Below are 21,095 nucleotides of genomic sequence, written 5' to 3'. Positions count from 1 at the left end.
CCCTTTCAGAAAGGCCCCGGCGTTCAGGGCGGATGCTGCGGCAGACTGAACCCACCTGCCGGGGCGACGCCATCGCCCTGAGTCTCGCGCCGATCGGTATCCGAAATCACGGCGATACGCAATCTTCGCCTGCGCGCTCAACAAGCCTCTGGCCCTCGCGCGCGCCGCCCTCTAACGTCGCGCCCATGCTGCGCTTTATCCTCGGGCGTCTTGTCTCGCTCGGCCTCAGCCTGATTGCCGCAAGCCTTGTCATCTTCGTGGTGATCGAGGTGGTTCCGGGCGATCCGGCGGCCTTCATGCTCGGCCTCAACGCCAACGAGGAGACAGTGCAGGCCCTGCGCGAAGACCTGGGCCTGACAGGCAGCAAGGTCAGCCGCTACATCACCTGGATCACCGGACTGGTGCAGGGCGATTTCGGCACCTCATACACCTACCGCGTGCCGGTGTCGGAGTTGATCCTGCAACGGCTCTGGGTGTCCTTGCCTCTGGCGGGGTTCGCGTTGATCCTGTCCACCCTGATCGCGTTTCCCATCGGCCTGATCGCGGCGTCAAAGCGCGGCACGGCGGCGGATTATTCCATCATGGGCGGCACGCAACTGGGCATCGCGGTGCCGAATTTCTGGTTCGCCATGCTTCTGGTGCTGGTCTTCGCGGTCAACCTGCGCTGGTTCAACGCGGGCGGCTTTCCGGGCTGGGAGGCGCCCGGCGCGGCGCTGAAATCCCTGCTGCTACCCGCCGTGGCCCTTGCCCTGCCGCAAGCCGCGATCCTGGCGCGCGTGATGCGCTCCGCCCTGATCGAGACCATGGGGCAGGATTACATCCGCACCGCGCGGGCCAAGGGGCTGACACGCCGCCAGGTGACGCTGCGCCACGCGCTCCGCAACGCGCTGATCCCGGTGCTGACGATCATCGGGCTGCAATTCTCGTTCCTGCTGGCGGGCGCGATCATCATCGAGAACGTGTTTTTCCTGCCCGGCCTCGGGCGGCTGATCTTTCAGGGCATCACGCAGCGCGACCTGGTGGTGGTGGAATCTGTCACCATGCTGCTGGTCTTCGCCGTGATCCTGGTCACTTTCCTGGTCGATATCGCCTATGCGCTGGCCGATCCGAGATTGCGGAGGCGGTCATGACTGTCCTTCCTCCCGGCCAACACGCCGCACGAGCGGACGAGACCATCGCCGTGATCGGCGGCGGCATGGCCGGTGCGCTGGTGGCGCTAGAGACCGCCGACCGGGGCGCTTCGGTCGTGCTGTTCGAGGCCGATAGCCACGTGCTGCGCCACGCGTCGCGCGTGAACGAGGGCAAGATCCACCTCGGTTACGTCTACGCCGCCGATTCCACCGGTCAGACGGCGCGCCGGATGATCGAGGGCGCGCTGGCGTTTCGCCCAATCATCGAGCGGTGGGTCGGCGCAAGGGCATTCGACGCGGCCCTTACCGATCCGTTCGACTACCTGGTGCCCCATGACAGCCAATTGTCGCCCGAGCAATTGGAGGCACATCTGAGCGCCGTCGATCGACTGATCGCGGAGGCGTCGGACGGCTCGCGGCGCTATCTGGGCGAGGACCGGCTGGAACCCTGGCAGCGGCTCGATCCGTCGCCCTACCGTATGGGCCCTCGGGATGTCGTGGCGGCCTACACGACGCCGGAGCGGGCGGTCGATACCTTCGCGCTGGCCGATGCGATCGCGGCGGCCATCCATCGGCATCCGCGCATTTGCATCCGTCTGAACAGCCGGGTGCGCCGGTGTTCGCCCCGGAAGGGCGGCTGGTCGATCCAATGCGACGGCTCGGCTGTCACCGACCATGGGCCGTTTCGCCAGGTCGTGAACGCGGCCTGGGCCGGACGCAGGCAGATCGACCGGGATTCGGGCTTTGACGACGGGGCCGACTGGTTCACGCGCTTCAAGTTCAGCGTCAATATCGAGACCGGCCCCGGGGGCAAGGATCTGCGCAACATGACCGCCTTTCTCGGCACCTATGGCGATGTGGTCGCCTATCCTGGCGGTCGGGTCTACCTGTCCTGGTACCCGGCGGGAATGGTCTCGGCGACGACCGGCCCCGAGATGCGACCGCCGCAGCCCTCCGCGGCGCAAACCCGCAGGTTGCATCGCCAGACCGTCGCCAACCTGTCGCGCCTCTATCCCGCGCTGTCGGACCTGCCGGTGCCGGATTTCGACAGGCCCTACACGGTCAGCGGCGGGTTCATCGTGGCACGCGGCACATCCGATATCGACGACACGAAAAGCCAGTTGCACGAACGCCATGCCATAGGGCTGCACCGGTTGGCCCCCGGCTATTTCACGCTGGACACCGGCAAGTACACGACCGCCCCCGCCCTGGCCCTGGCCACCGCCGATGCGCTCCTGCCCCGCAAGGTGATCCATGCCGCAATCTGACCGCAGCCCGCCCGCCGTCGCCCCAACCGGTCCGATCGGCTACCGTGCACGACCGGCGCTGACGATCTGTATTCCCGCCTACCGCGCAACGCCGTTCCTGGATCGCACACTGAACGCCTTGCGCCGCCAGACCTTTCGGGATTTCCAGGTGATCCTGTCCAATGACGGCGGCCATTACGCGCCCGAGATCGACCGGCTCTGCGCCGATCCCGGAATCCGGGTGATCCATCAGACGGCCCGACTTGGATGGGTGCGCAACAAGACCCGGCTGGTCGCGCTGGCCAGTTCGCCCTATTTCGCCATCCTGCCGCATGATGACGAGCCCGCCCCCACCTACTACGCCACCTTGGTCGGCACGTTGCAGGACAACCCCGGTGCCTCGGCCGCCTATAGCGACATCTCCTTGGCCGGGTTGCAGGACCGGGAGGGGGTCAGGATCGCCGCCAAGGCACATACCGGCACGCTGCGGCAGCGGATCATGGATGTGATCACGGATGACTATCCGGGCGTCAGCATTCGCGCCGTCAACCGCACGCCCCCCTGCTGGCGCGCGCTGGCGTTGCAGCCGAACCCGATGGGGGATCTGTTCGTCGACAGCACCTGGATCATGCAGCAGGCCGTGCTGGGGCCGATGATCGCCGTGCCGCGCCCGCTCTACCGCAAGCACTATCACGGCGCCAACACCCACACGGAATGGAAGAAGACCCCGGACGCCAATGTCGCGGCGGCCTGGATGACGCATTGCGTTCATCTGACGGCGCTTGGGCTGGGGCATCTGTCCGATCCTGCCGACCAGCAGGGCATCCGCGAGGCCGGGGAAACCCGTTGCCTGACGCATCGGCCCGCCCCGGTGCCGCGCTGGATCTCGCGGGCCTGCATGAGGCACTGGGAGGAAACCCCGACCCCGGCCCTGCGCAGGGGGTTTCAGTCGCGTGTCACCCAACGCCTCGAAGTTCTGCGGCATCGGGATCTGCTGCCTGCGGTAAAGGATAGCGCGTCATGACCCGCCTCCCCCTCTCGCTGGTCATCGGAGCCGTGCTGTCGGTGCTCTTCCTTGTCATCGCGCTGCTCAGCCTGGTCTGGACGCCGCATGACGTCGAGACCCTCATCATCGCCGACCGGCTGCGCCCGGCGGGGGCGGAATACTGGCTTGGCACCGACCAGTTCGGGCGCGACATGGTGTCGATGCTGATGGTGGGCGCCCGCATTTCCATCGCGGTGGCGCTGGTCGCGGTGGGGATCGGCGTGGCGCTTGGCGTGCCGCTTGGCCTGGCGGCCGCCGCCAACCGGGGCAGCCTGCTGGATGAAGTGATCATGCGCGGCAATGACCTGATCTTTGCCTTCCCCAGCCTCGTCATCGCCATCCTGATCACCGCCGTGTTCGGCCCCTCCGCCTTCAACGCGATCATCGCCATCGGCATCTTCAACATCCCCGTCTTCGCCCGTGTCGCGCGGGGTGGCGCGCTGAGCCTCTGGACGCTCGATTACGTCCTCGCCGCACGGGTGGCGGGCAAGAACAAGACGCGGATCAGCGCCGAGCATATCCTGCCCAATATCTCCAGCCTGCTGATCGTGCAGGCCACGATCCAGTTCTCGCTCGGCATCCTGGCCGAGGCGGCGCTGTCCTATGTCGGCCTCTCGGTGCAGCCACCGGTGCCAAGCTGGGGCCGGATGCTGGCCGATGCGCAGACGATGATCTACAGCCACCCGATGCTGGCGGTGCTGCCGGGGCTGGCCATCGTCTTCATGGTGCTTGGCCTCAACCTGATGGGCGACGGCTTGCGCGACATGCTGGACCCGCGCCTGAGGCGGGTGCGCGCATGATCGGGATCGACCGGCTCTCGCTCGATATCTACGGGATGGAGATCCTGAAGGGCGTGACTTTCGAGATGCGCGCGGGCGAGGTGTTCGGGCTGGTCGGCGAAAGCGGCTCGGGCAAGTCGATGACGGCGCTCAGCCTGATGCAGCTTCTGCCGCAGGGGGCGCGGACCAGCGGCGCGGCGCGGCTGGATGGGCGCGACCTGCTGACGCTGTCCGAGCGCGATATGTGCGGTTTGCGCGGCAATGATATCGGCATGATCTTCCAGGAGCCGATGACCGCGCTCAACCCCGTGCGCAGCATCGGCGACCAGGTGGCCGAGACCCTGCGTATCCACGGCGCGGCAGGGCGGCGCGAGGCGCTGGACCTGGCGCGCGAAAAGCTCGACCGGGTCGGGCTTTCCCAGATTGATCTGGACCGCTTTCCGCATGAGCTGTCGGGTGGCCAGCGGCAGCGCGTCTGCATCGCCACCGCCATTGCGCTGCGCCCGCGCCTCCTGATCGCGGATGAGCCGACGACAGCGCTGGACGTGACCACGCAGGCGCAAATCCTGACGCTGTTGCGCGATCTGGTGGATGATGAGGATATGGCGCTGCTGCTCATCACGCATGACCTGGCCGTTGTCGCCGACATGGCCGACCATATCGGGGTCATGCAACGCGGCGTGCTGGTGGAACATGGCGCGACGGATGTGGTTCTGCGCGAGCAACGCCACCCCTATACACGGTCGCTGTTCGAGGCATCGCGCCACCAGCCGACCCGCCGCTCCGCCCCGCACGGGCAGGCCCTGCTGGAGGTGAGACAGGCAACCCGCGAATATCCCGGCCCGCGCAAGGGGGTCCGGCGTGGCCCGCCGGTGAAGGCCGTCAACCAGGTCAGCCTGACCCTGCATGAGGGCGAAAGCCTGGGGCTTGTCGGCGAAAGCGGCTGCGGGAAATCGACGTTGACCCGCGCGATCCTGGGGCTCGACCCGATCCAGGGCGGCGGGATCCGCGCCTTCGGCAATGCGGTCAGCCCGACCATGCCGCATGCCATGCGCGCAGGTATCCAGGTGGTGTTTCAAGACCCTTACGGCAGCTTCAACCCGCGCTGGAAGGTCGAGCATCTGGTGGCCGAGCCCTTTCACCTGATCAGCGACAAGCCGCAGGCATCTGAGCGGCGCGAACAGGTCGGGCGCGCGCTGGAGGAGGTCGGGCTGTCGGCCAGCGATATGGAGAAATACCCGCATGAGTTTTCCGGCGGGCAACGCCAGCGCATCGCCATTGCCCGCGCCCTCATCACCAACCCGCGTATCCTTGTGCTGGACGAGGCGGTCTCGGCGCTGGACGTCTCGATCCGGGCGCAGATCCTCGATCTGCTGGCGGATTTGCAGACGCGTCTCGACCTAAGCTACCTCTTCATCAGCCATGACCTGACCGTGGTGCGCGCCATCACCGACCGGGTGCTGGTGATGAAATCCGGCGAGATCGTCGAGGAAGGCGCCACCGAAACCGTCTTCGACTCGCCTGGGCACCCCTATACGCAGGCGCTTCTGGCCGCTGCCCCGCGCCTGCCCGCGTTTTCCCGAAAGGAGTCCTGAGATGCAGCTTTGGTTCGATTCAGCGGAGGTGTTCATTGGCGGGCGCTGGTACTTGCCCGAAAGCGGCGAGACGCTGCCCCTTGAGAACCCCTCGACCGGAGAGGAGATCGGGCGCATCGCGCGCGGGCAGGCCGCCGATATCGACGCCGCGGTGCAGGCCGCGCGGGAGGCGCTGGCGGGCGAATGGGGCGCGATGACAGCCGCAGAACGGGGCCGGGTGATGATGCGGCTCTCCTGGCTGATCAGCCAGAAGATCGACGCGCTGGCCGAGATTGAGGCGACCGATGTAGGCAAGCCACTGGCGCAGGCGAAGAGCGACGCCGTCGCGCTGGCCCGCTACATGGAATTCTATGGCGGGGCCGCCGACAAGTTGATGGGCGAGACGATCCCGTTTCAGGACGGGTTCACCGTCTACACCCTGCGCGAGCCGCATGGCGTCACGGGCCATATCGTGCCGTGGAACTACCCGATGCAGATCATCGGGCGCTCGGTCGGCGCGGCGCTGGCGATGGGCAATGCGTGTGTACTGAAACCGGCCGAGGAGGCGTGCCTGTCGGCGCTGGCCTTCGCCGATCTGGCGCGGCAGGCGGGGCTGCCTGATGGGGCGCTGAATGTGGTGCCGGGTCTGGGCGAGGAGGCGGGCGCGGCGCTGACCGCGCATCCCGGCGTCAACCATATCTCGTTTACCGGATCGGTGGGCGTCGGCAAGCTGGTGCAGCGGGCGGCGTCCGACAATATCGTGCCGGTCACGCTGGAGCTTGGCGGCAAGTCGCCGCAACTGGTCTTCGCCGATGCCGACCTCGACCGCGCCCTGCCCTTCCTGGTCAACGCGGGGATCCAGAATGCCGGGCAGACCTGTTCGGCTTCGTCGCGCATCCTGGTCCATGAGAGCATCTATGACGAGCTCTGCACCCATATGGCGGCGGCCTATGACGGGCTGACGGTCGGCCCCGCGATTGAGGATCACCGGGTCGGGCCGCTGATCTCGGCGAAACAGAAGAAAATCGTCGAGGGGTTCCTGTCGAAGACCGACGACAACCACGTGCTGAGCCGGGGGCGCATCGTCGATAATGCGCCGGGTGGTGGCCACTACGTCGCGCCGACCCTGATTTCCGGTATTGGCCCGGATCACGCGCTGGCGCAGGACGAGATCTTCGGGCCTGTGCAGGTGATCCTCCCCTTCCGCGACGAGGAGCATGCCGTCGAGATCGCCAATGGCACCGCCTACGGGCTGGTCGCCTCGGTCTGGTCGGCGGATGGCGGGCGGCAGATGCGGCTGGCCAAACGCCTGCGCGCGGGCCAGGTTTTCCTGAACAATTACGGCGCGGGCGGCGGTGTGGAACTGCCCTTTGGCGGGGTCGGCCATTCGGGGCATGGGCGCGAAAAGGGGTTCGAGGCGCTTTACGGGTTCTCTGTGTTGAAGACGGTTGCGGCCTGGCACGGGTAAGCGCGGCGTCGACGCCGCGCGGGAACGCGATTTCCAAATCGCGTGCAAGCTCTTTCGAAAGAGCTTGGGCCGCTTGAACAAACCGGTGTGGAGGGGTAACTCCGCCCTACTCTAGCATCCAAGGATCATCCCATGCCCATTGACCGCACCGTCAAGATCGCGCCCTCCATCCTCTCCGCCGATTTCGCCAATTTCGGGGCCGAGATCGAGGCCGTGGAGGCTGAGGGCGCCGATTGGGTCCATGTCGATGTGATGGACGGGCATTTCGTACCCAACCTCACCTTCGGCCCGGCGCTCTGCAAGGCGATCCGGCCCCATATCAAGACGGTGATGGATGTGCATCTGATGATCGCGCCGGTGGACCCTTATATCGACGCCTTTGCCGATGCGGGTGCTGACATCCTGACCGCGCATCTCGAGGCGGGCGCACATACGCATCGCACGCTTCAGGCCATTCGCGGCGCGGGCGTCAAGGCGGGGCTGGCGCTCAACCCCGGCACGCCGGTCGAGGCGGCGGCACCCTTGCTGGATCTCTGCGATCTGGTGTGCGTGATGACGGTGAATCCCGGTTTCGGCGGGCAGAAATTCATCCGCACCCAGGTGGAGCAGATCAGGAAATTGCGCAAGATGATCGGTGACCGGCCCGTGCATATCGAGGTCGATGGCGGCGTCGATCCGAACACCGCCCCGATGGTGGTCGAGGCCGGGGCCGACGTGCTGGTTGCCGGATCGGCGGTGTTCAGGGGCGGCTCGGTCTCCAACCCCGCGCCCTATGGCGAGAACATCCGCGCGATCCGCGATTCACTGGCTGGCCGCGCCTGAGACCAGGCTGTCCAGCATCGCCATGCCAAGCGCCGCCTCCTCGCCCGCGGCGCGATACCAGCTGCGAATGATCGCGCGCTCCTCGGGTTCCATGTAGGACACGTTCGCGGGCGGCATCGCGTCGGTCAGCCCCGCCTGAAGGTAGATCACCTGCGCCGCGCGGGCAATGTCGGCGGGGGTTTCCAGCAAGATATCGCGCGGCGCGCGGCGGATACCGGGCCAGGAGGGCTCGCGCGCGTGGCACATGGCGCAGCGGCCCGGAACGATGGCCGACACATCCTCGAAACCGGCGGCGGCGACCAGCACCTCCTCGCGGGCGGTCAGGTCGCGGGCCTCGCTTTCCTCCCAGCTGTCTTGCTGGATCCCGGCGGTCGAGAGCCACATGATCACGATGAAGAGGGCGGCGGTCACGGCCCAGGTCCAGTAGGGCTCGCCCTTGCGGGAGTGCATGGTGTTGAAGAAGTGGCGGATGGTGACGCCCATCAGGAAGACCAGCGCCGCGATGATCCAGTTATACTCGGTGGCGAAGGCCAGCGGGTAGTGGTTGGACAGCATCAGGAAGATGACCGGCAACGTCAGGTAGTTGTTATGGGTCGAACGCAGCTTGGCGATCTTGCCGTATTTCGCGTCGGGCGTGCGGCCCTCCTGCAAATCCTTCACCACGATGCGCTGGTTTGGCATGATGATGAAGAACACGTTGGCGGTCATGATCGTGGCGGTGAAGGCCCCCAGATGCAGCAGCATGGCGCGGCCGGTGAAGATCTGGTCATAGCCCCAGCCCATGATCACCAGCAGGACGAACAGCAGCAGCATCAGGGTGGTCGGGCTTTCGCCCAGTTTCGACTTGCACAGGAAGTCATAGACCAGCCAGCCGATGGTCAGCGACGCGGCGGAGATCACGATGCCCTGCCAGGTGGCGAGATCGGCCTTGTTGGGGTCGATCAGGTAAAGCTCCGCCCCCGCCCAGTAGACGATCATGAGCAGCACCGCACCCGAGAGCCACGTCATGTAGCTTTCCCATTTGAACCAGGTCAGATGCTCGGGCATCTCGGACGGGGCCACCAGGTATTTGCGGATATGGTAGAAGCCGCCGCCATGGACCTGCCATTCCTCGCCATGCGCGCCTTCCGGCATGTCGGGGGCCTTTTGCAGCCCCAGGTCGAGCGCCACGAAGTAGAAGCTGGAGCCGATCCAGGCGATCGCGGTGATGACATGCAGCCAGCGCACGGCGAAGCCCAGCCAATCCCAGATGATCAGAAAATCTTGCATCGCGCGGGTCCCCTCGGAATCGTGAAAATCGCTGTGGCATTTCTATCTGAAAGGCGCTTTTGTCGGTATTGCAAGAAATTGCCCAGCTGTTTCAAAAATCCGCTAAGAATGCCCCATGGCCTATCTCGACAACATCAGAACGTTCGTGCGCGTGTATGAGCTTGGCTCGATGTCGGCGGCGGCGCGGGATCAGCGGATTTCGGCGGCGGTCGCGTCCTCACGCATCTCGCAGCTTGAGGAGCATCTGAGCGTGCGCCTCTTTCAACGCACGACGCGCCAGTTGAACCCGACCGAGCAGGGCCAGATCTTCTATCGCGGGGCCTGCAAGATATTGGAGGCGGTGGAAGAGGCCGAGGGCGAGATCAGCAATGTCACGGACACGCCGCGCGGCACGCTCTATATCGCGGCGCCCCTAGGCGTGGGCCGCAGGCTGATCGCCCCGGCGGTGCCCGATTTCAAGCGCAAATACCCGCTGATCGACATTCGCCTGCGCCTGTCCGATCGCCGTCTGGACATGGCCGCCGAGGGGCTGGATGTCTCGTTCTTCCTGGGCGTGCCCGAGGACAGCACGCTGCGCATCCGCAAGATCGCCGATTGCCCGCGGGTGATCTGCGCCGCGCCGGATTACCTGGCGCAGAAGGGCACGCCGCAAACGGGACGTGACCTGACCGGGGGCAAGCATGACTGCCTGAACCTGCGCTATCCCGGCGCGCCCGAGTTTCAATGGCCGCTGCAGATGCCCGAAGGGGTCACCCGCATCGCGGTCAAGGGGCCGTTTGAATCGGATGATGGCGACGTGCTGACGGCCTGGGCGCTGGCCGGGCACGGGCTGATCCTGAAGCCCGAATTCGAGGTCGCGGATCACCTGGCCTCGGGGGCGCTGGTGCGGGTGCTGGAGCACGAGCCGCCAGTGCCGATCCAGATGGCCTGCCTCTACATGCACCGGCGCAGGCAAGACCCGAAGGCCCGCCTGCTGATCGACTTCATGGCCGAGCATATCCGCCGGGAATTGCCGTGACCCCGCGAAAACTTTTGGTCAAAAGTTTTCCGGGCCAAAAATCTTGGCCAAGATTTTTCGGTCTCAACTGCCCCGATAGGTGCTGAAGCTGTAGGGCGACAGGAGCAGCGGCACATGGTAATGCGCCTCGGAATCCGCCATGCCGAAGCGGATCGGGATCTGGTCGAGGAACAGCGGCTCCTCGCCCCCATTCCCCGTGCGGCGCAGGTAGTCGCCCGCGTGAAAGACCAGCTCATATTGCCCGGTCTCAAAGCTGTCTTGCGGCAGGATCGGGCTGTCGGTGCGGCCATCGGAATTGGTTTCCATCTCGACAATCTTGTCACGCGCCTCGCCCGTGAGGCGGTAGAGCACGATGCGCAGCCCAGAGGCGGGCAGCCCGGTCGCGGTGTCCAGAACATGCGTGGTCAGATATCCGGCCATAATTCCCTCACTTGCTGTTGTCCCTGCCCTTTATACGGGCAAACCGGGCCGCCGCACGTCCTTCCCCGCTACAGCAGTTTCAAAAAACTCCGATAAGTCAAAAAGATTTTATTGCCCTAAGGTGGCCGCCAAGGAGAGGAGCGTTCACAGTGACAAGATACATCCGAGACATGCGCGGGTATGGACCCACGCCCCCCAATGCGAATTGGCCCAACGGGGCCAGGATCGCCGTGCAGATCGTCCTGAACTACGAGGAAGGCGGCGAGAACTGCATCCTTCATGGCGATGCCGCCTCGGAGGCATTCCTGTCGGAGATCGTGGGGGCCGCGGCCTGGCCGGGGCAGCGTCACTGGAACATGGAATCGATCTATGAATACGGCGCAAGGGCCGGGTTCTGGCGGCTGCATCGGCTGTTCACCGAGCACAAGATCCCGCTGACCGTCTACGGCGTCGCCAGCGCGCTGGCGCGCAGCCCCCAACAGACCCGCGCCATGCAGGATGCCGGGTGGGAGATCGCCAGCCACGGGCTGAAATGGATCGAATACAAGGATGCCGACCCCATGGCCGAGGCCGCCGACATGGCCGAAGCCATCCGCCTGCATACCGAGGTCACGGGCGAACGCCCGCGCGGCTGGTATACCGGGCGTTGCTCGGACAACACGGTGCGGCTGGCCGCCGAAGAAGGCGGGTTCGACTACGTCGCCGACACCTATGCCGACGACCTGCCCTACTGGACGAGCTTCGGCAGCAAGGACCAGCTGATTGTTCCTTACACGCTGGATTGCAACGACATGCGCTTTGCGACGCCGCAGGGTTTCAACTCGGGCGATCAGTTTTTTGCCTATCTCAAGGACAGCTTCGATGCGCTCTATGCCGAGGGCGCGGCAGGCGCGCCCAAGATGCTGTCGATCGGCCTGCACTGCCGCCTCATTGGCCGTCCGGGCCGGGTCATGGCGCTGAAGCGGTTTCTGGACTACGCGCAGTCGCACACGGATGTCTGGTTCGCCCGCCGCATCGACATTGCCGAGCACTGGATCCTGAACCACCCGCCGCAGCATGTCGAGCGTCCGTCAGAGATGGATCTTGAGACCTTCGTGGCCCGATACGGTTCGATCTTCGAGCATAGCCCCTGGATCGCCGAGCGCGCCCATGATCTGGAGCTTGGGCCCGCCCATGACAGCGCCATAGGGCTGCACAATGCGCTGACGCGGATGTTCCGCAGCGCCAGCCGCGAGGAACGGCTCGGCGTGTTGACGGCGCATCCCGACCTGGCGGGGAAACTGGCCGCCGCTGGCAAGCTGACGGCGGAATCTACCGCGGAACAGGCGGGCGCTGGCCTCGACATGCTGACCGACGCGGAGCGTGAGACGCTGACCCGTCAGAACGAGGACTACGTCGCCAAGCACGGCTTTCCCTTCATCATCGCGGTGCGCGACCATGACAAGGCGTCGATCATGGCCGCCTTCACCCGGCGCATCGACAACGACACCGAGACCGAGTTCGCGGAGGCCTGCCGCCAGGTCGAGCGCATCGCGGAGTTCCGGCTGAAGGATCTTCTGCCGTGAGCGCGCCCCTGATCCCCGTGCCGCTGAATGCCGAGGATTTCGCGCCGTTCGGCGAGGTGATCGAGATCGGCGGCGCACCCGACAAGCTGATCAATCAGGGCATGTGCGGGCGGCACCACGATCTGGCGCGGCTCGATTTCTCGGACGGGCGCGCGGGCATAAGCCTTTTCGACGCCAAGGCCCGGTCCCTGCCCTGCCAGGTCGAGATGATGGAGCGCCATCCCAAGGGAAGCCAGGCCTTCATCCCGATCAGCGGCACGCCGTTCCTGGTGCTGGTGGCCGAGGACGCGGGCGGCACGCCCATCAACCCGCGCGCTTTCGTCACCCGGCCGGGCCAATCCATCAACCTGCATCGCAATGTCTGGCACGGGGTGCTCTGGCCCCTCGATGCGCCGGGCCAATACGCCGTCATCGACCGGATCGGCGACGGCCCCAACCTCGAAGAACACTGGTTCGACCAGCCGCTATCGGTCGGCCAGTTGGATTAGCGAACCCGCCGCAAAAGAGCGGGGATCGACACTACACTCAAATCCAAACGAAGGAAGACAACAACCAATGGCTGATCATTCGATTGGGACCGCAGAACAACTGCGCGATCCGAATTTCACTCCGCCGCTGCACAAGGCGATCCCGCTCGGGATTCAGCACGTGCTGGCAATGTTCGTATCCAACGTCACGCCCGCGATCATCGTGGCCGGCGCGGCGGGCTTCGGCTTCGGGTCAAACTCGCCCGATTTCCCCGAGCTTCTTTACCTGATCCAGATGTCGATGCTGTTTGCCGGCGTTGCGACGCTGTTGCAGACCATCACGATCGGCCCTGTCGGCGCGGCGCTGCCCATCGTGCAGGGCACCAGTTTCGCTTTCCTGCCGATCATGATCCCGCTGGTTGCGGGCCAAGGCGTCGATGCGCTCGCGGCCCTCTTTGGCGGCGTCATCATCGGCGGTCTCTTCCACGCCTGCATCGGTCTGTTCATCGGCAAGATCCGCTTTGCCCTGCCGCCGCTGGTCACGGGCCTTGTGGTCACGATGATCGGTCTGGCGCTGGTCAAGGTCGGCATCCAGTATGCCGCGGGCGGTGTTCCGGCCATCGGGACCGAGGAATATGGCAGCCTGCTGAACTGGTCGGCGGCCCTGGTCGTGATCGTGGTCACGCTCGGCCTCAAGTTCTTCACGCGCGGAATGCTGTCGATCTCGGCGGTCCTGATCGGCCTCATCGTGGGCTATTTCTACGCCATCGGCGTTGGCATGTTGTCCTTCGAATCCATCGCGGGTTCCTGGAACAACTCCGCCGCATTCGCGCTGCCAGATCCGTTCCGCTATGGCTTCACCTTCTCGGCCGCCGCGGTCATCGGCTTCTGCCTGATGGCCTTCATCTCGGCGATTGAAACGGTGGGCGACGTGTCCGGTATCACCAAGGGCGGCGCGGGCCGTGAAGCGACCGAGGAAGAGATCCAGGGCGCGACCTATGCCGACGGTCTCGGCACCGCGCTGGCCGGTGTCTTCGGCGGCTTCCCCAACACCTCGTTCAGCCAGAACGTGGGCCTGATCGCGATGACCGGCGTGATGAGCCGCCACGTCGTGACCTGCGGCGCGATCTTCCTGATCATCTGCGGCCTGATCCCCAAGGTAGGCGGCGTCATCCGCACGGTGCCCATCGAGGTGCTCGGCGGCGGCGTCATCGTGATGTTCGGCATGGTCGTGGCCGCCGGTATCTCGATGCTGTCGGACGTGGACTGGAACCGCCGCAACATGGTGATCTTCGCGATTTCGCTGTCGATCGGCCTGGGCCTGCAACTGGAGCCCGGCGCGTTGCAGCACCTGCCGCAGACGGCCAGTGTCCTGCTGACCTCGGGCCTGCTGCCCGCGGCGCTGATCGCCATCGTTCTGAACCTGATCCTGCCCGAAGACCTCGCCGCGGAAGCGACCGAGGAAGTGTCGGGCGGCCATGCTGGTCATGGTGTCGGGAGGTTGCACCCGGACTGAAGACACCGATGGTCCGCCAAGAATGCGGGCCGACAGCAAAGACCCTGGCCCCGCCCGCGACATGCTGGCGGGGCTTTTCTTGACAGACATGGCGAACCGGACAGCCCCCCGTCGCGGCAATCGGACACGGCCCGAAACATGTGCTAGGGTCCGACGTCTGCACCCCCTGCAGCGGGATGGGATCATGCAAGACAAATGGACCGATGGCGATGCCTACGAGATGTATGTCGGCCGTTGGAGCAGGCAGACCGGAAAAAGCTTCCTGTCCTGGATAGACGCGCCTCATCGGTTCAGGTGGCTTGACCTCGGCTGCGGGACCGGGGCGCTCACGTCGCGGATATTGCAGGATGCGATCCGGTTTCCGTGGTGGGAGTCGAGCCGTCCGAAGGGTTCCTGGCCCTGGCGCGGCGCGCGATCGCCGACGATGATCGCGCCAGTTTCGTGCAAGGCACGGGTGAGAGCATCCCGGTGGCGGATGGCTCGCTCGATGTGGCGGTGTCGGGGCTGGTCCTGAACTTCATTCCCGACAAGCCGGCAGCCATCGCCGAGCTCAAACGCGCGGTTCGGGACGGCGGAACCGTTGCGGCCTATGTCTGGGACTATTCCGGCCATGTCCAGTTCATGCGCTATTTCTGGGATGCGGCCACAGCGCTTGATCCTTCCGCCGCTGACAATGACGAGGGGGTCAGGTTCCCGGTCTGCCGCCCGGACCCGCTGGCGGCCCTGTTCTCGGAGGCGGGGCTGACCGAGGTCTCGACCGCACCCATCGACATCGTGACTCCGTTTGCGGATTTCGATGACTATTGGTCGCCGTTCCTGTCCGGTGTTGGACCTGCCCCGGGGTATTGTGCGTCTTTGGACGACACCGCGCGCCAGGCCCTGAAAGACCGGTTGATCGAGACATTGCCGACTGATCCCGACGGTATGATCCTGCTGGCCGCGCGCGCTTGGGCTGTTCGCGGAAGGGCCTAGACCCGCAGTACGACAACGCCCGACGCCATCACTGGCACCGGGCGTCACGGTTTCGGATCGGACCGGGCGTCAGAGAAACGGCATATGCCGGTTCACGTCCTTGTAGAGCAGATAGCGGAACGGCCCCGGACCGCCCGCGTAGCAGGCTTGCGGGCAGAAGGCGCGCAGCCACATGAAATCGCCCGCCTCGACCTCGACCCAGTCCTGGTTGAGGTGATAGACCGCCTTGCCTTCCAGCACGAATAGCCCGTGTTCCATCACATGCGTCTCGGCGAAGGGGATGACCGCGCCGGGTTGCAGCGTGACGATGGTGATGTGCATGTCATGGCGCAGGTCGTCGTGATCCATGAAGCGCGTCGTGGCCCAGGCCCCGTCGGTATCGACCATCTCGTTCGGCGCAATATCGGCATCGTTGGCCACGAAAGGTTCGGGCGTGCCGAGCCCCTCGACCGCCTGGTATCTCTTGCGGATCCAGTTGAACTGCGCTGTCGCGTCGCCTTTGTTGCGCAGGCTCCAGGACATGCCGGCGGGGATATAGGCAAAGCCGCCGGGGCCGACCTCATGCGCGGTGCCGTCGATGGCGATGCTGAGCGTGCCGGACATCACCAGGATACCGGACTGCGCCGATGCGTCGGTTTCGGGCCGGTCGCTGCCACCGCCCGGTTCCACCTCGCCCACATATTGCGAAAAGGTCTCGGCAAAGCCGGTCATGGGCCGCGCGATGACCCAGAAGCGGGCCTTGTCCCAGAAGGGCAGCAGCGAGGTGACGATATCCGACATCGTGCCGCGCGGGATCACGGCATAGGCATCGGTAAAGACCGCACGGTCCGTCAGCAGTTGCGTTTGGGGCGGCAACCCACCCGGCGGACCGACATATCTACGCCCTGACATCGGCAGACTCCTACGATTGCACCTGGCCGCCATCAGACCCTGCAACCGCCTGCTTTCCAATAGCAAACCGGGCCTGAAAACCATGAAGGATTGCCTTGGCATTCCTGATAATGAAAAGGTGGGGCCGGACCGCTCCGGGTCAAGCATTGCAACCCGCGCGCGATTGCGGAACTGTCCGGGCAAATGACGCGGGAGAACGCATGGCCTTCACACCGATTCCCCCAGGCGACAGTGCCGTCGCGGTCGTGAACCCGGACGGCGGCGGGCCGCTGGTGCTGGTCTGCGAACATGCCTCGAACCATATCCCCGCGCGCTATGGCGGCCTGGGGCTGGCGGAGGCCGAGCGCGACAGCCACGCCGCCTGGGATCCCGGCGCCTTGGGCATCGCGCGGGCCTTGTCGGATCGTCACGACGCACCGCTGGTGGCGGGCGCGGTCTCGCGGCTGGTCTATGATTGCAACCGCCCGCCCGATGCGGCCAGCGCCATGCCCGCACGGGCGGAGCGCATCGAGGTGCCGGGCAACCGCAACCTCTCGCCCGACGCGCGCGCGGAACGCGAGGTCTCGGTCTACCGCCCGTTCTGTGCCGCGGTGGCCCGCGTGCTGGAGGCGCGCCGCGCGGCAAGGGTCGGCACCGTTCTGGTCACGATCCACAGCTTCACGCCGGTATTCAACGGCCAGCCCCGCGCGGTCGAGATCGGCCTGTTGCACGATCAGGACACGCGGCTGGCCGACCTGATGCTGCAGAACGCCCCGGCCCTGCCGCATCGCCAGATCGCCCGCAACGCGCCCTACGGGCCGCAGGATGGCGTCACCCACAGCCTGCGCCTGCACGGGTTGGCTCGCGCCCTGCCCAACGTGATGATCGAGATTCGCAATGACCTGCTGACAAGCGCGGCCGATCAGGCCAGATTGGCGGGCGAGATCGACACATTGCTGACGCCCGCCCTGATCGCCCTCGGGCTGTCCCCGGTGGCGCGCGCCCTCTGACCCGGAAAGACATTGCCCATGACCGCTGCCCTCACCTTCGACGACCTGAAAGAGCAGACCGCCGCCGGCGCGGTCGATACGGTCCTGGTCTGCATGGTCGACATGCAGGGCCGCCTGATGGGCAAACGCTTTCACGCCGCGCATTTCGTGGCCTCGGCCTGGCGCGAGACGCATTGCTGCAACTACCTCTTGGCCACGGATCTGGAGATGGCGACGCCCGAGGGCTATGCCTCGACCAGTTGGCAGGCGGGCTATGGCGATTACACGATGCGCCCCGATCTGGCCACGCTGCGCCCGGTGCCCTGGCTGGAGGGCACGGTGATGGTGCTTTGCGATGTTCTGGATCATCACGGGCAGGCCGAGATCGCCCATTCCCCCCGCGCGATTCTGAAACGCCAGATCGCGCGGCTGGCCGAGATGGGATACGAGGCGCGCATGGCGACCGAGCTGGAGTTCTTCCTCTTCGAGGAGAGCTTCGAGACCCTCCGCAAGCAGGGCTACCGCGAATTGCACCCGCTGAGCGGCTATAACGAGGATTACAACATCTTCCAGACCACCAAGGAAGAACATGTGATGCGGCCGCTGCGCAATCAACTCTTCGCGGCGGGCATCCCGGTCGAAAACACCAAGGGCGAGGCCGAGGCCGGTCAATCCGAGTTGAACATCACCTATGCCGCCGCGATGGATTGCGCCGATCACCACACGATCGCCAAGCAGGCGGTCAAGGAGATCGCCCATGCGAAGGGCCACGCCGCCAGCTTCCTGCCGAAATGGCACCGCGATCGCGTCGGCAGTTCGGCGCATGTGCATCAGTCGCTCTGGAAGGACGGGGGGAACGCCTTCGTCGACGAAGGCGACGCGCTCGGGATGTCGGAGGTGATGAAATCCTACATGGCCGGGCTGATCCGATACGCCTCGGATTACACCTGTTTCTTGGCGCCCTACATCAACAGCTACAAGCGGTTCCAGAAGGGCACCTTCGCCCCCACCCGCGCGGTCTGGTCGGTGGACAACCGCACGGCAGGCTTCCGGCTGGTGGGTGATGGCAGCAAGGCGGTACGCGTCGAATGCCGGATCGGCGGATCGGACCTGAACCCCTACCTGGCGATGGCCGCCCAGATCGCGGCGGGGATTGCCGGGATCGAGGAGGGGCTGGCGCTGGCCCCGCCTTTCAAGGGAGATGCCTATGATGGCGACGTGGCCGAGATCCCCGGCACCCTGCGCGACGCGCGCGAGACACTCAAGGGCTCGACCATGCTGCGCGCGGCGATGGGCGACGAGGTGGTCGATCACTACGTTCGCGCCGCCGAGGTGGAGATCGAGGATTTCGACCGCGTGGTGACGGATTACGAGATCGCACGGGGGTTTGAGAGGGCCTGACCCTTCGGCGCCCTGGCAAGGCTCGGATGCCTGCGGCGCAGGTATTTGGGCAACGAAGATGATGGCATGAGCGCGAGAAATTCGAGGCTCTGCGCGACGAAAGGAAAGTGACGACATGACCCTGACCGCCAACTGGTCCTACCCCACCGCGATCAAGTTCGGCGCGGGCCGCATCGCCGAATTGCCGCAGGCCTGCGCGCAGGCGGGAATCACCAACCCGCTTCTGGTCACCGACCGGGGCCTGGCCGAGATGGCGATCACCCGTGACACGCTGGACCTGATGCAGGCCGCGGGGCTTGGCCGGGCGGTCTTTGCCGAGGTCGATGCGAATCCGACCGAGGCGAACCTTGCGGCGGGCGTAGAGACCTACCGCGCGGGCGGGCATGACGGGGTGGTCGCCTTCGGCGGCGGCTCGGGGCTGGACCTGGGCAAGATGGTGGCCTTCATGGCGGGCCAGACGCGCCCGCTCTGGGATTTCGAGGATGTCGGCGATTGGTGGATGCGCGCCGACAGCGCCGCCATCGCGCCCATCGTGGCGGTGCCGACCACGGCAGGGACCGGGTCCGAGGTCGGGCGCGCCAGCGTCATCACCAACTCTGAGACCCATGTGAAGAAGATCATCTTTCACCCGCGCGTGCTGCCCAGCGTGGTGATCTGCGACCCTGAGCTGACAGTGGGGATGCCGCAGCCGATCACCGTGGGCACCGGGCTCGATGCCTTCGCCCATTGCGTCGAGGCCTATGCCAGCCCGCATTTCCACCCCATGTCCCAGGGCATCGCGCTGGAGGGGATGCGGCTGGTCAAGGACTATCTGCCGCGCGCCCATGAAGATGGCACCGATCTCGAGGCGCGCGCCCAGATGATGGCCGCCGCCCTGATGGGGGCGACCGCGTTCCAGAAGGGGCTCGGCGCGATCCATGCGATCAGCCATCCCATCGGGGCGGTCTACAACACCCACCACGGCACGACGAACGCGGTCTGCATGCCTGCGGTGCTGGAGATGAACGCGTCGGCGATCGCGGAGAAGTTCGCGGGCGTCGCGGCCTATCTGGGGATCGAGGGCGGCTTCGACGGGTTCCGGCATTTCGTACAGGAATTCAACGACCGTCTCGGCGTGCCGCGGAGGCTGGCCGATATGGGCGTCGGCGATGACCGGATCGACGAGTTGACCGCGATGGCGCTCCAAGACCCCTCCTGCGGCGGCAACCCGGTGGAATTGACCGAGAAGAACGTGGCGGGTTTGTTGCGCGCCTGCATTTGATCCTGGTGGGCGCTGCGTCGACGCGGGCGTGAAACTCAGGTCACGCGGGAACGCCTGTTATATTCAGGATCGCGCCAGATTTCCTTGACCATCACCTCCTCGATGATCTCGGCGGCGCGGATCACGTCGCCCTCGTCCAGGTAGAGCGGCGTGAAGCCGAAGCGCATTATGTCGGGCGCGCGGAAATCGCCGATCACGCCGCGCGCGATCAGGGCCTGCATCACCGGGTAACCGTTCTCGAAGGCGAACGAGACCTGGCTGCCACGCGCCTCGGGGTCGCGGGGGCTGGCCAGCGTCAATTGCGGGCAACGCGCCTCGACCTCCCTGATGAACCTCTCGCACAGCGTCACCGAGGCGGCGCGCAGATCGGCCATATCGACCCCGTCCCAGGCCTCCAGCGCCTGTTGCAGCACCGCCAGTTGCAGGATCGGCGGGGTACCGACGCGCAGACGTTCGGTGGCCATGGCCGGACGATAGGCCAGTTCCATGTCGAACGGGCTGGCATGGCCGAGCCACCCGGCCAGCGCCGGTTGCAGGCCCTCGACGATGTCCGGCCTGGCATAGATGAAGGCCGGCGCGCCGGGGCCGCCATTGAGGTACTTATAAGTGCAGCCGACGGCGAATTCCGCGTTGCTGGCGGTGATGTCCACCGGCACCGCGCCCGCGCTATGGGCGAGATCCCAGATCATCACCGCGCCCGCCTCATGCGCCTGCCGCGTGATCGCGCCCATGTCATGCCTTCGCCCGCTGCGGAAATCGACCTCGGTCAGCAGGACGGCGGCGACATCCTCGCCGATCGCGTCGGCCACATCCTCGGGGGCCACCAGCCGCAACTCATGATCCTTGCCGATCGTGTCGATCAGGCCCTGCGCCATGTAGAGATCGGAAGGGAAATTGCCGGTATCGGACAGCACCACCTTGCGCGCGGGCCGCATCTGAAGCGCCGCCGCCAGCGCCTGGTAGACCTTGATCGACAGGGTGTCACCGGTGGCCACGGACCCTTCCGGCGCGCCGATCAACTGCCCGATCCGGTCGCCCACGACGCGCGGCAGGTCCATCCAGCCCGCCGTGTTCCAGGCCTTGATCAGGTCCGCGCCCCATTCGTCGCGCATCACGCGGGCCACACGCTCGGCGGCCCCTTTCGGCAGCGGCCCGAGCGAATTCCCGTCGAGATAGAGAACCCCCTCGGGCAGGTCGAACAGCTCTTTTCGCGGCAGGGTCATGGGCGGGCCTTTCTATCGGGGCCTGTGTGCGGCTAGGGTTGCGGCCATGAAAGGCAAAG

At 65.8% G+C, this 21,095-nt stretch carries 19 protein-coding genes; 15 read left to right on the top strand and 4 right to left on the bottom strand.

The window, feature by feature from the left end; translation table 11 throughout:
- Positions 1-185: 185 nt before the first annotated feature.
- From HNS34_RS09215 to rpe, 7 genes are all read left to right on the top strand, one after another.
- Positions 186-1,130, top strand: a complete 945-nt coding sequence (locus HNS34_RS09215) for an ABC transporter permease (RefSeq protein ID WP_172319759.1) — start codon at positions 186-188, stop codon at positions 1,128-1,130.
- Positions 1,127-2,398, top strand: a complete 1,272-nt coding sequence (locus HNS34_RS09210; RefSeq protein ID WP_172319758.1) for an FAD-dependent oxidoreductase — start codon at positions 1,127-1,129, stop codon at positions 2,396-2,398. Before HNS34_RS09215 ends, HNS34_RS09210 begins: the two co-directional genes overlap by 4 nt.
- The gene (locus HNS34_RS09205) at positions 2,385-3,401 is read left to right on the top strand and encodes a glycosyltransferase family 2 protein (RefSeq protein WP_172319757.1); all 1,017 of its coding nucleotides are present in this window, start codon (positions 2,385-2,387) and stop codon (positions 3,399-3,401) included. The genes HNS34_RS09210 and HNS34_RS09205 overlap by 14 nt, the downstream gene beginning before the upstream one ends.
- On the top strand, positions 3,398-4,222 hold the full coding sequence (locus HNS34_RS09200; protein WP_172319756.1) for an ABC transporter permease: 825 nt from the start codon (positions 3,398-3,400) through the stop codon (positions 4,220-4,222). Before HNS34_RS09205 ends, HNS34_RS09200 begins: the two co-directional genes overlap by 4 nt.
- Positions 4,219-5,796 (top strand): ABC transporter ATP-binding protein, encoded by a 1,578-nt coding sequence (locus HNS34_RS09195; RefSeq protein WP_172319755.1) that lies wholly within the window; start codon positions 4,219-4,221, stop codon positions 5,794-5,796. The genes HNS34_RS09200 and HNS34_RS09195 overlap by 4 nt, the downstream gene beginning before the upstream one ends.
- A gap of 1 nt (position 5,797) precedes the next feature.
- Positions 5,798-7,243: an aldehyde dehydrogenase family protein gene (locus HNS34_RS09190; protein WP_172319754.1), complete on the top strand. Its 1,446-nt coding sequence runs from the start codon at positions 5,798-5,800 to the stop codon at positions 7,241-7,243.
- Positions 7,244-7,375: 132 nt separating this feature from the next.
- Complete coding sequence (gene rpe / locus HNS34_RS09185; RefSeq protein ID WP_172319753.1) at positions 7,376-8,065, top strand: ribulose-phosphate 3-epimerase; 690 nt, start codon at positions 7,376-7,378, stop codon at positions 8,063-8,065.
- On the opposite strand, the gene HNS34_RS09180 is transcribed toward rpe, so the two are convergent.
- Positions 8,045-9,334 (bottom strand): urate hydroxylase PuuD, encoded by a 1,290-nt coding sequence (locus HNS34_RS09180; RefSeq protein ID WP_172319752.1) that lies wholly within the window; start codon positions 9,332-9,334, stop codon positions 8,045-8,047. The two genes, rpe and HNS34_RS09180, sit on opposite strands and share 21 nt — an antisense overlap.
- A 115-nt stretch (positions 9,335-9,449) precedes the next feature.
- On the opposite strand from HNS34_RS09180, the gene HNS34_RS09175 reads away from it, so the two are divergent.
- Positions 9,450-10,352, top strand: a complete 903-nt coding sequence (locus HNS34_RS09175; RefSeq protein WP_172319751.1) for a LysR family transcriptional regulator — start codon at positions 9,450-9,452, stop codon at positions 10,350-10,352.
- Positions 10,353-10,415: 63 nt separating this feature from the next.
- Here HNS34_RS09175 and uraH read toward each other — a convergent pair whose 3' ends face one another.
- A complete protein-coding gene (gene uraH, locus HNS34_RS09170; RefSeq protein ID WP_172319750.1) occupies positions 10,416-10,772 on the bottom strand; it encodes a hydroxyisourate hydrolase in 357 nt (118 codons plus the stop codon).
- A 149-nt stretch (positions 10,773-10,921) separates the two neighbouring features.
- On the opposite strand from uraH, the gene puuE reads away from it, so the two are divergent.
- The 4 genes from puuE (at position 10,922) to HNS34_RS09150 (ending at position 15,292) form a co-directional block, all read left to right on the top strand.
- Positions 10,922-12,337 carry an allantoinase PuuE gene (gene puuE / locus HNS34_RS09165; RefSeq protein ID WP_172319749.1) on the top strand — a complete coding sequence of 472 codons (1,416 nt, stop codon included), beginning with the start codon at positions 10,922-10,924 and terminating at the stop codon, positions 12,335-12,337.
- Positions 12,334-12,825 (top strand): ureidoglycolate lyase, encoded by a 492-nt coding sequence (locus tag HNS34_RS09160; RefSeq protein ID WP_172319748.1) that lies wholly within the window; start codon positions 12,334-12,336, stop codon positions 12,823-12,825. The genes puuE and HNS34_RS09160 overlap by 4 nt, the downstream gene beginning before the upstream one ends.
- Before the next feature lie 67 nt (positions 12,826-12,892).
- Positions 12,893-14,320: a uracil-xanthine permease family protein gene (locus HNS34_RS09155; RefSeq protein ID WP_172319747.1), complete on the top strand. Its 1,428-nt coding sequence runs from the start codon at positions 12,893-12,895 to the stop codon at positions 14,318-14,320.
- Positions 14,321-14,683: 363 nt separating this feature from the next.
- Entirely contained in the window at positions 14,684-15,292 is a 609-nt protein-coding gene (locus HNS34_RS09150; protein ID WP_214647456.1) for a class I SAM-dependent methyltransferase, read from the top strand.
- A gap of 69 nt (positions 15,293-15,361) precedes the next feature.
- Here the strand turns inward: HNS34_RS09150 and HNS34_RS09145 are convergent, their stop codons facing one another.
- The gene (locus HNS34_RS09145; RefSeq protein ID WP_172319746.1) at positions 15,362-16,183 is read right to left on the bottom strand and encodes a bifunctional allantoicase/(S)-ureidoglycine aminohydrolase; all 822 of its coding nucleotides are present in this window, start codon (positions 16,181-16,183) and stop codon (positions 15,362-15,364) included.
- Between the two features lie 200 nt (positions 16,184-16,383).
- On the opposite strand from HNS34_RS09145, the gene HNS34_RS09140 reads away from it, so the two are divergent.
- From HNS34_RS09140 to HNS34_RS09130, 3 genes are all read left to right on the top strand, one after another.
- Positions 16,384-17,172 carry an N-formylglutamate amidohydrolase gene (locus HNS34_RS09140; protein ID WP_172319745.1) on the top strand — a complete coding sequence of 263 codons (789 nt, stop codon included), beginning with the start codon at positions 16,384-16,386 and terminating at the stop codon, positions 17,170-17,172.
- Positions 17,173-17,190: 18 nt separating this feature from the next.
- A complete protein-coding gene (locus HNS34_RS09135) occupies positions 17,191-18,552 on the top strand; it encodes a glutamine synthetase family protein (RefSeq protein WP_172319744.1) in 1,362 nt (453 codons plus the stop codon).
- Between the two features lie 115 nt (positions 18,553-18,667).
- Entirely contained in the window at positions 18,668-19,813 is a 1,146-nt protein-coding gene (locus tag HNS34_RS09130) for an iron-containing alcohol dehydrogenase (protein WP_172319743.1), read from the top strand.
- 35 nt (positions 19,814-19,848) lie between these two features.
- On the opposite strand, the gene kynU is transcribed toward HNS34_RS09130, so the two are convergent.
- On the bottom strand, positions 19,849-21,036 hold the full coding sequence (gene kynU, locus HNS34_RS09125) for a kynureninase (RefSeq protein ID WP_172319742.1): 1,188 nt from the start codon (positions 21,034-21,036) through the stop codon (positions 19,849-19,851).
- Positions 21,037-21,095 lie beyond the last annotated feature (59 nt).

The sequence above is a fragment of the Alterinioella nitratireducens genome (assembly GCF_013155465.1).
GTDB lineage: Bacteria > Pseudomonadota > Alphaproteobacteria > Rhodobacterales > Rhodobacteraceae > Alterinioella > Alterinioella nitratireducens.
The sequence above is the reverse complement of the archived record's forward strand: the minus strand, read 5'-3'. Positions and strand labels throughout refer to the sequence as shown.

What these genes read in the sequence shown, in the direction of transcription:
- HNS34_RS09190 (WP_172319754.1), top strand. Translation starts at nt 5,798, where the DNA reads ATGCAGCTTTGGTTCGATTCAGCGGAGGTGTTCATTGGCGGGCGCTGG.
- uraH (WP_172319750.1), bottom strand. Translation starts at nt 10,772, where the DNA reads ATGGCCGGATATCTGACCACGCATGTTCTGGACACCGCGACCGGGCTG.
- HNS34_RS09155 (WP_172319747.1), top strand. Translation starts at nt 12,893, where the DNA reads ATGGCTGATCATTCGATTGGGACCGCAGAACAACTGCGCGATCCGAAT.
- HNS34_RS09145 (WP_172319746.1), bottom strand. Translation starts at nt 16,183, where the DNA reads ATGTCAGGGCGTAGATATGTCGGTCCGCCGGGTGGGTTGCCGCCCCAA.
- HNS34_RS09215 (WP_172319759.1), top strand. Translation starts at nt 186, where the DNA reads ATGCTGCGCTTTATCCTCGGGCGTCTTGTCTCGCTCGGCCTCAGCCTG.
- HNS34_RS09200 (WP_172319756.1), top strand. Translation starts at nt 3,398, where the DNA reads ATGACCCGCCTCCCCCTCTCGCTGGTCATCGGAGCCGTGCTGTCGGTG.
- HNS34_RS09205 (WP_172319757.1), top strand. Translation starts at nt 2,385, where the DNA reads ATGCCGCAATCTGACCGCAGCCCGCCCGCCGTCGCCCCAACCGGTCCG.
- kynU (WP_172319742.1), bottom strand. Translation starts at nt 21,036, where the DNA reads ATGACCCTGCCGCGAAAAGAGCTGTTCGACCTGCCCGAGGGGGTTCTC.
- HNS34_RS09210 (WP_172319758.1), top strand. Translation starts at nt 1,127, where the DNA reads ATGACTGTCCTTCCTCCCGGCCAACACGCCGCACGAGCGGACGAGACC.
- HNS34_RS09195 (WP_172319755.1), top strand. Translation starts at nt 4,219, where the DNA reads ATGATCGGGATCGACCGGCTCTCGCTCGATATCTACGGGATGGAGATC.
- HNS34_RS09140 (WP_172319745.1), top strand. Translation starts at nt 16,384, where the DNA reads ATGGCCTTCACACCGATTCCCCCAGGCGACAGTGCCGTCGCGGTCGTG.
- HNS34_RS09175 (WP_172319751.1), top strand. Translation starts at nt 9,450, where the DNA reads ATGGCCTATCTCGACAACATCAGAACGTTCGTGCGCGTGTATGAGCTT.
- HNS34_RS09130 (WP_172319743.1), top strand. Translation starts at nt 18,668, where the DNA reads ATGACCCTGACCGCCAACTGGTCCTACCCCACCGCGATCAAGTTCGGC.
- rpe (WP_172319753.1), top strand. Translation starts at nt 7,376, where the DNA reads ATGCCCATTGACCGCACCGTCAAGATCGCGCCCTCCATCCTCTCCGCC.
- HNS34_RS09180 (WP_172319752.1), bottom strand. Translation starts at nt 9,334, where the DNA reads ATGCAAGATTTTCTGATCATCTGGGATTGGCTGGGCTTCGCCGTGCGC.
- HNS34_RS09135 (WP_172319744.1), top strand. Translation starts at nt 17,191, where the DNA reads ATGACCGCTGCCCTCACCTTCGACGACCTGAAAGAGCAGACCGCCGCC.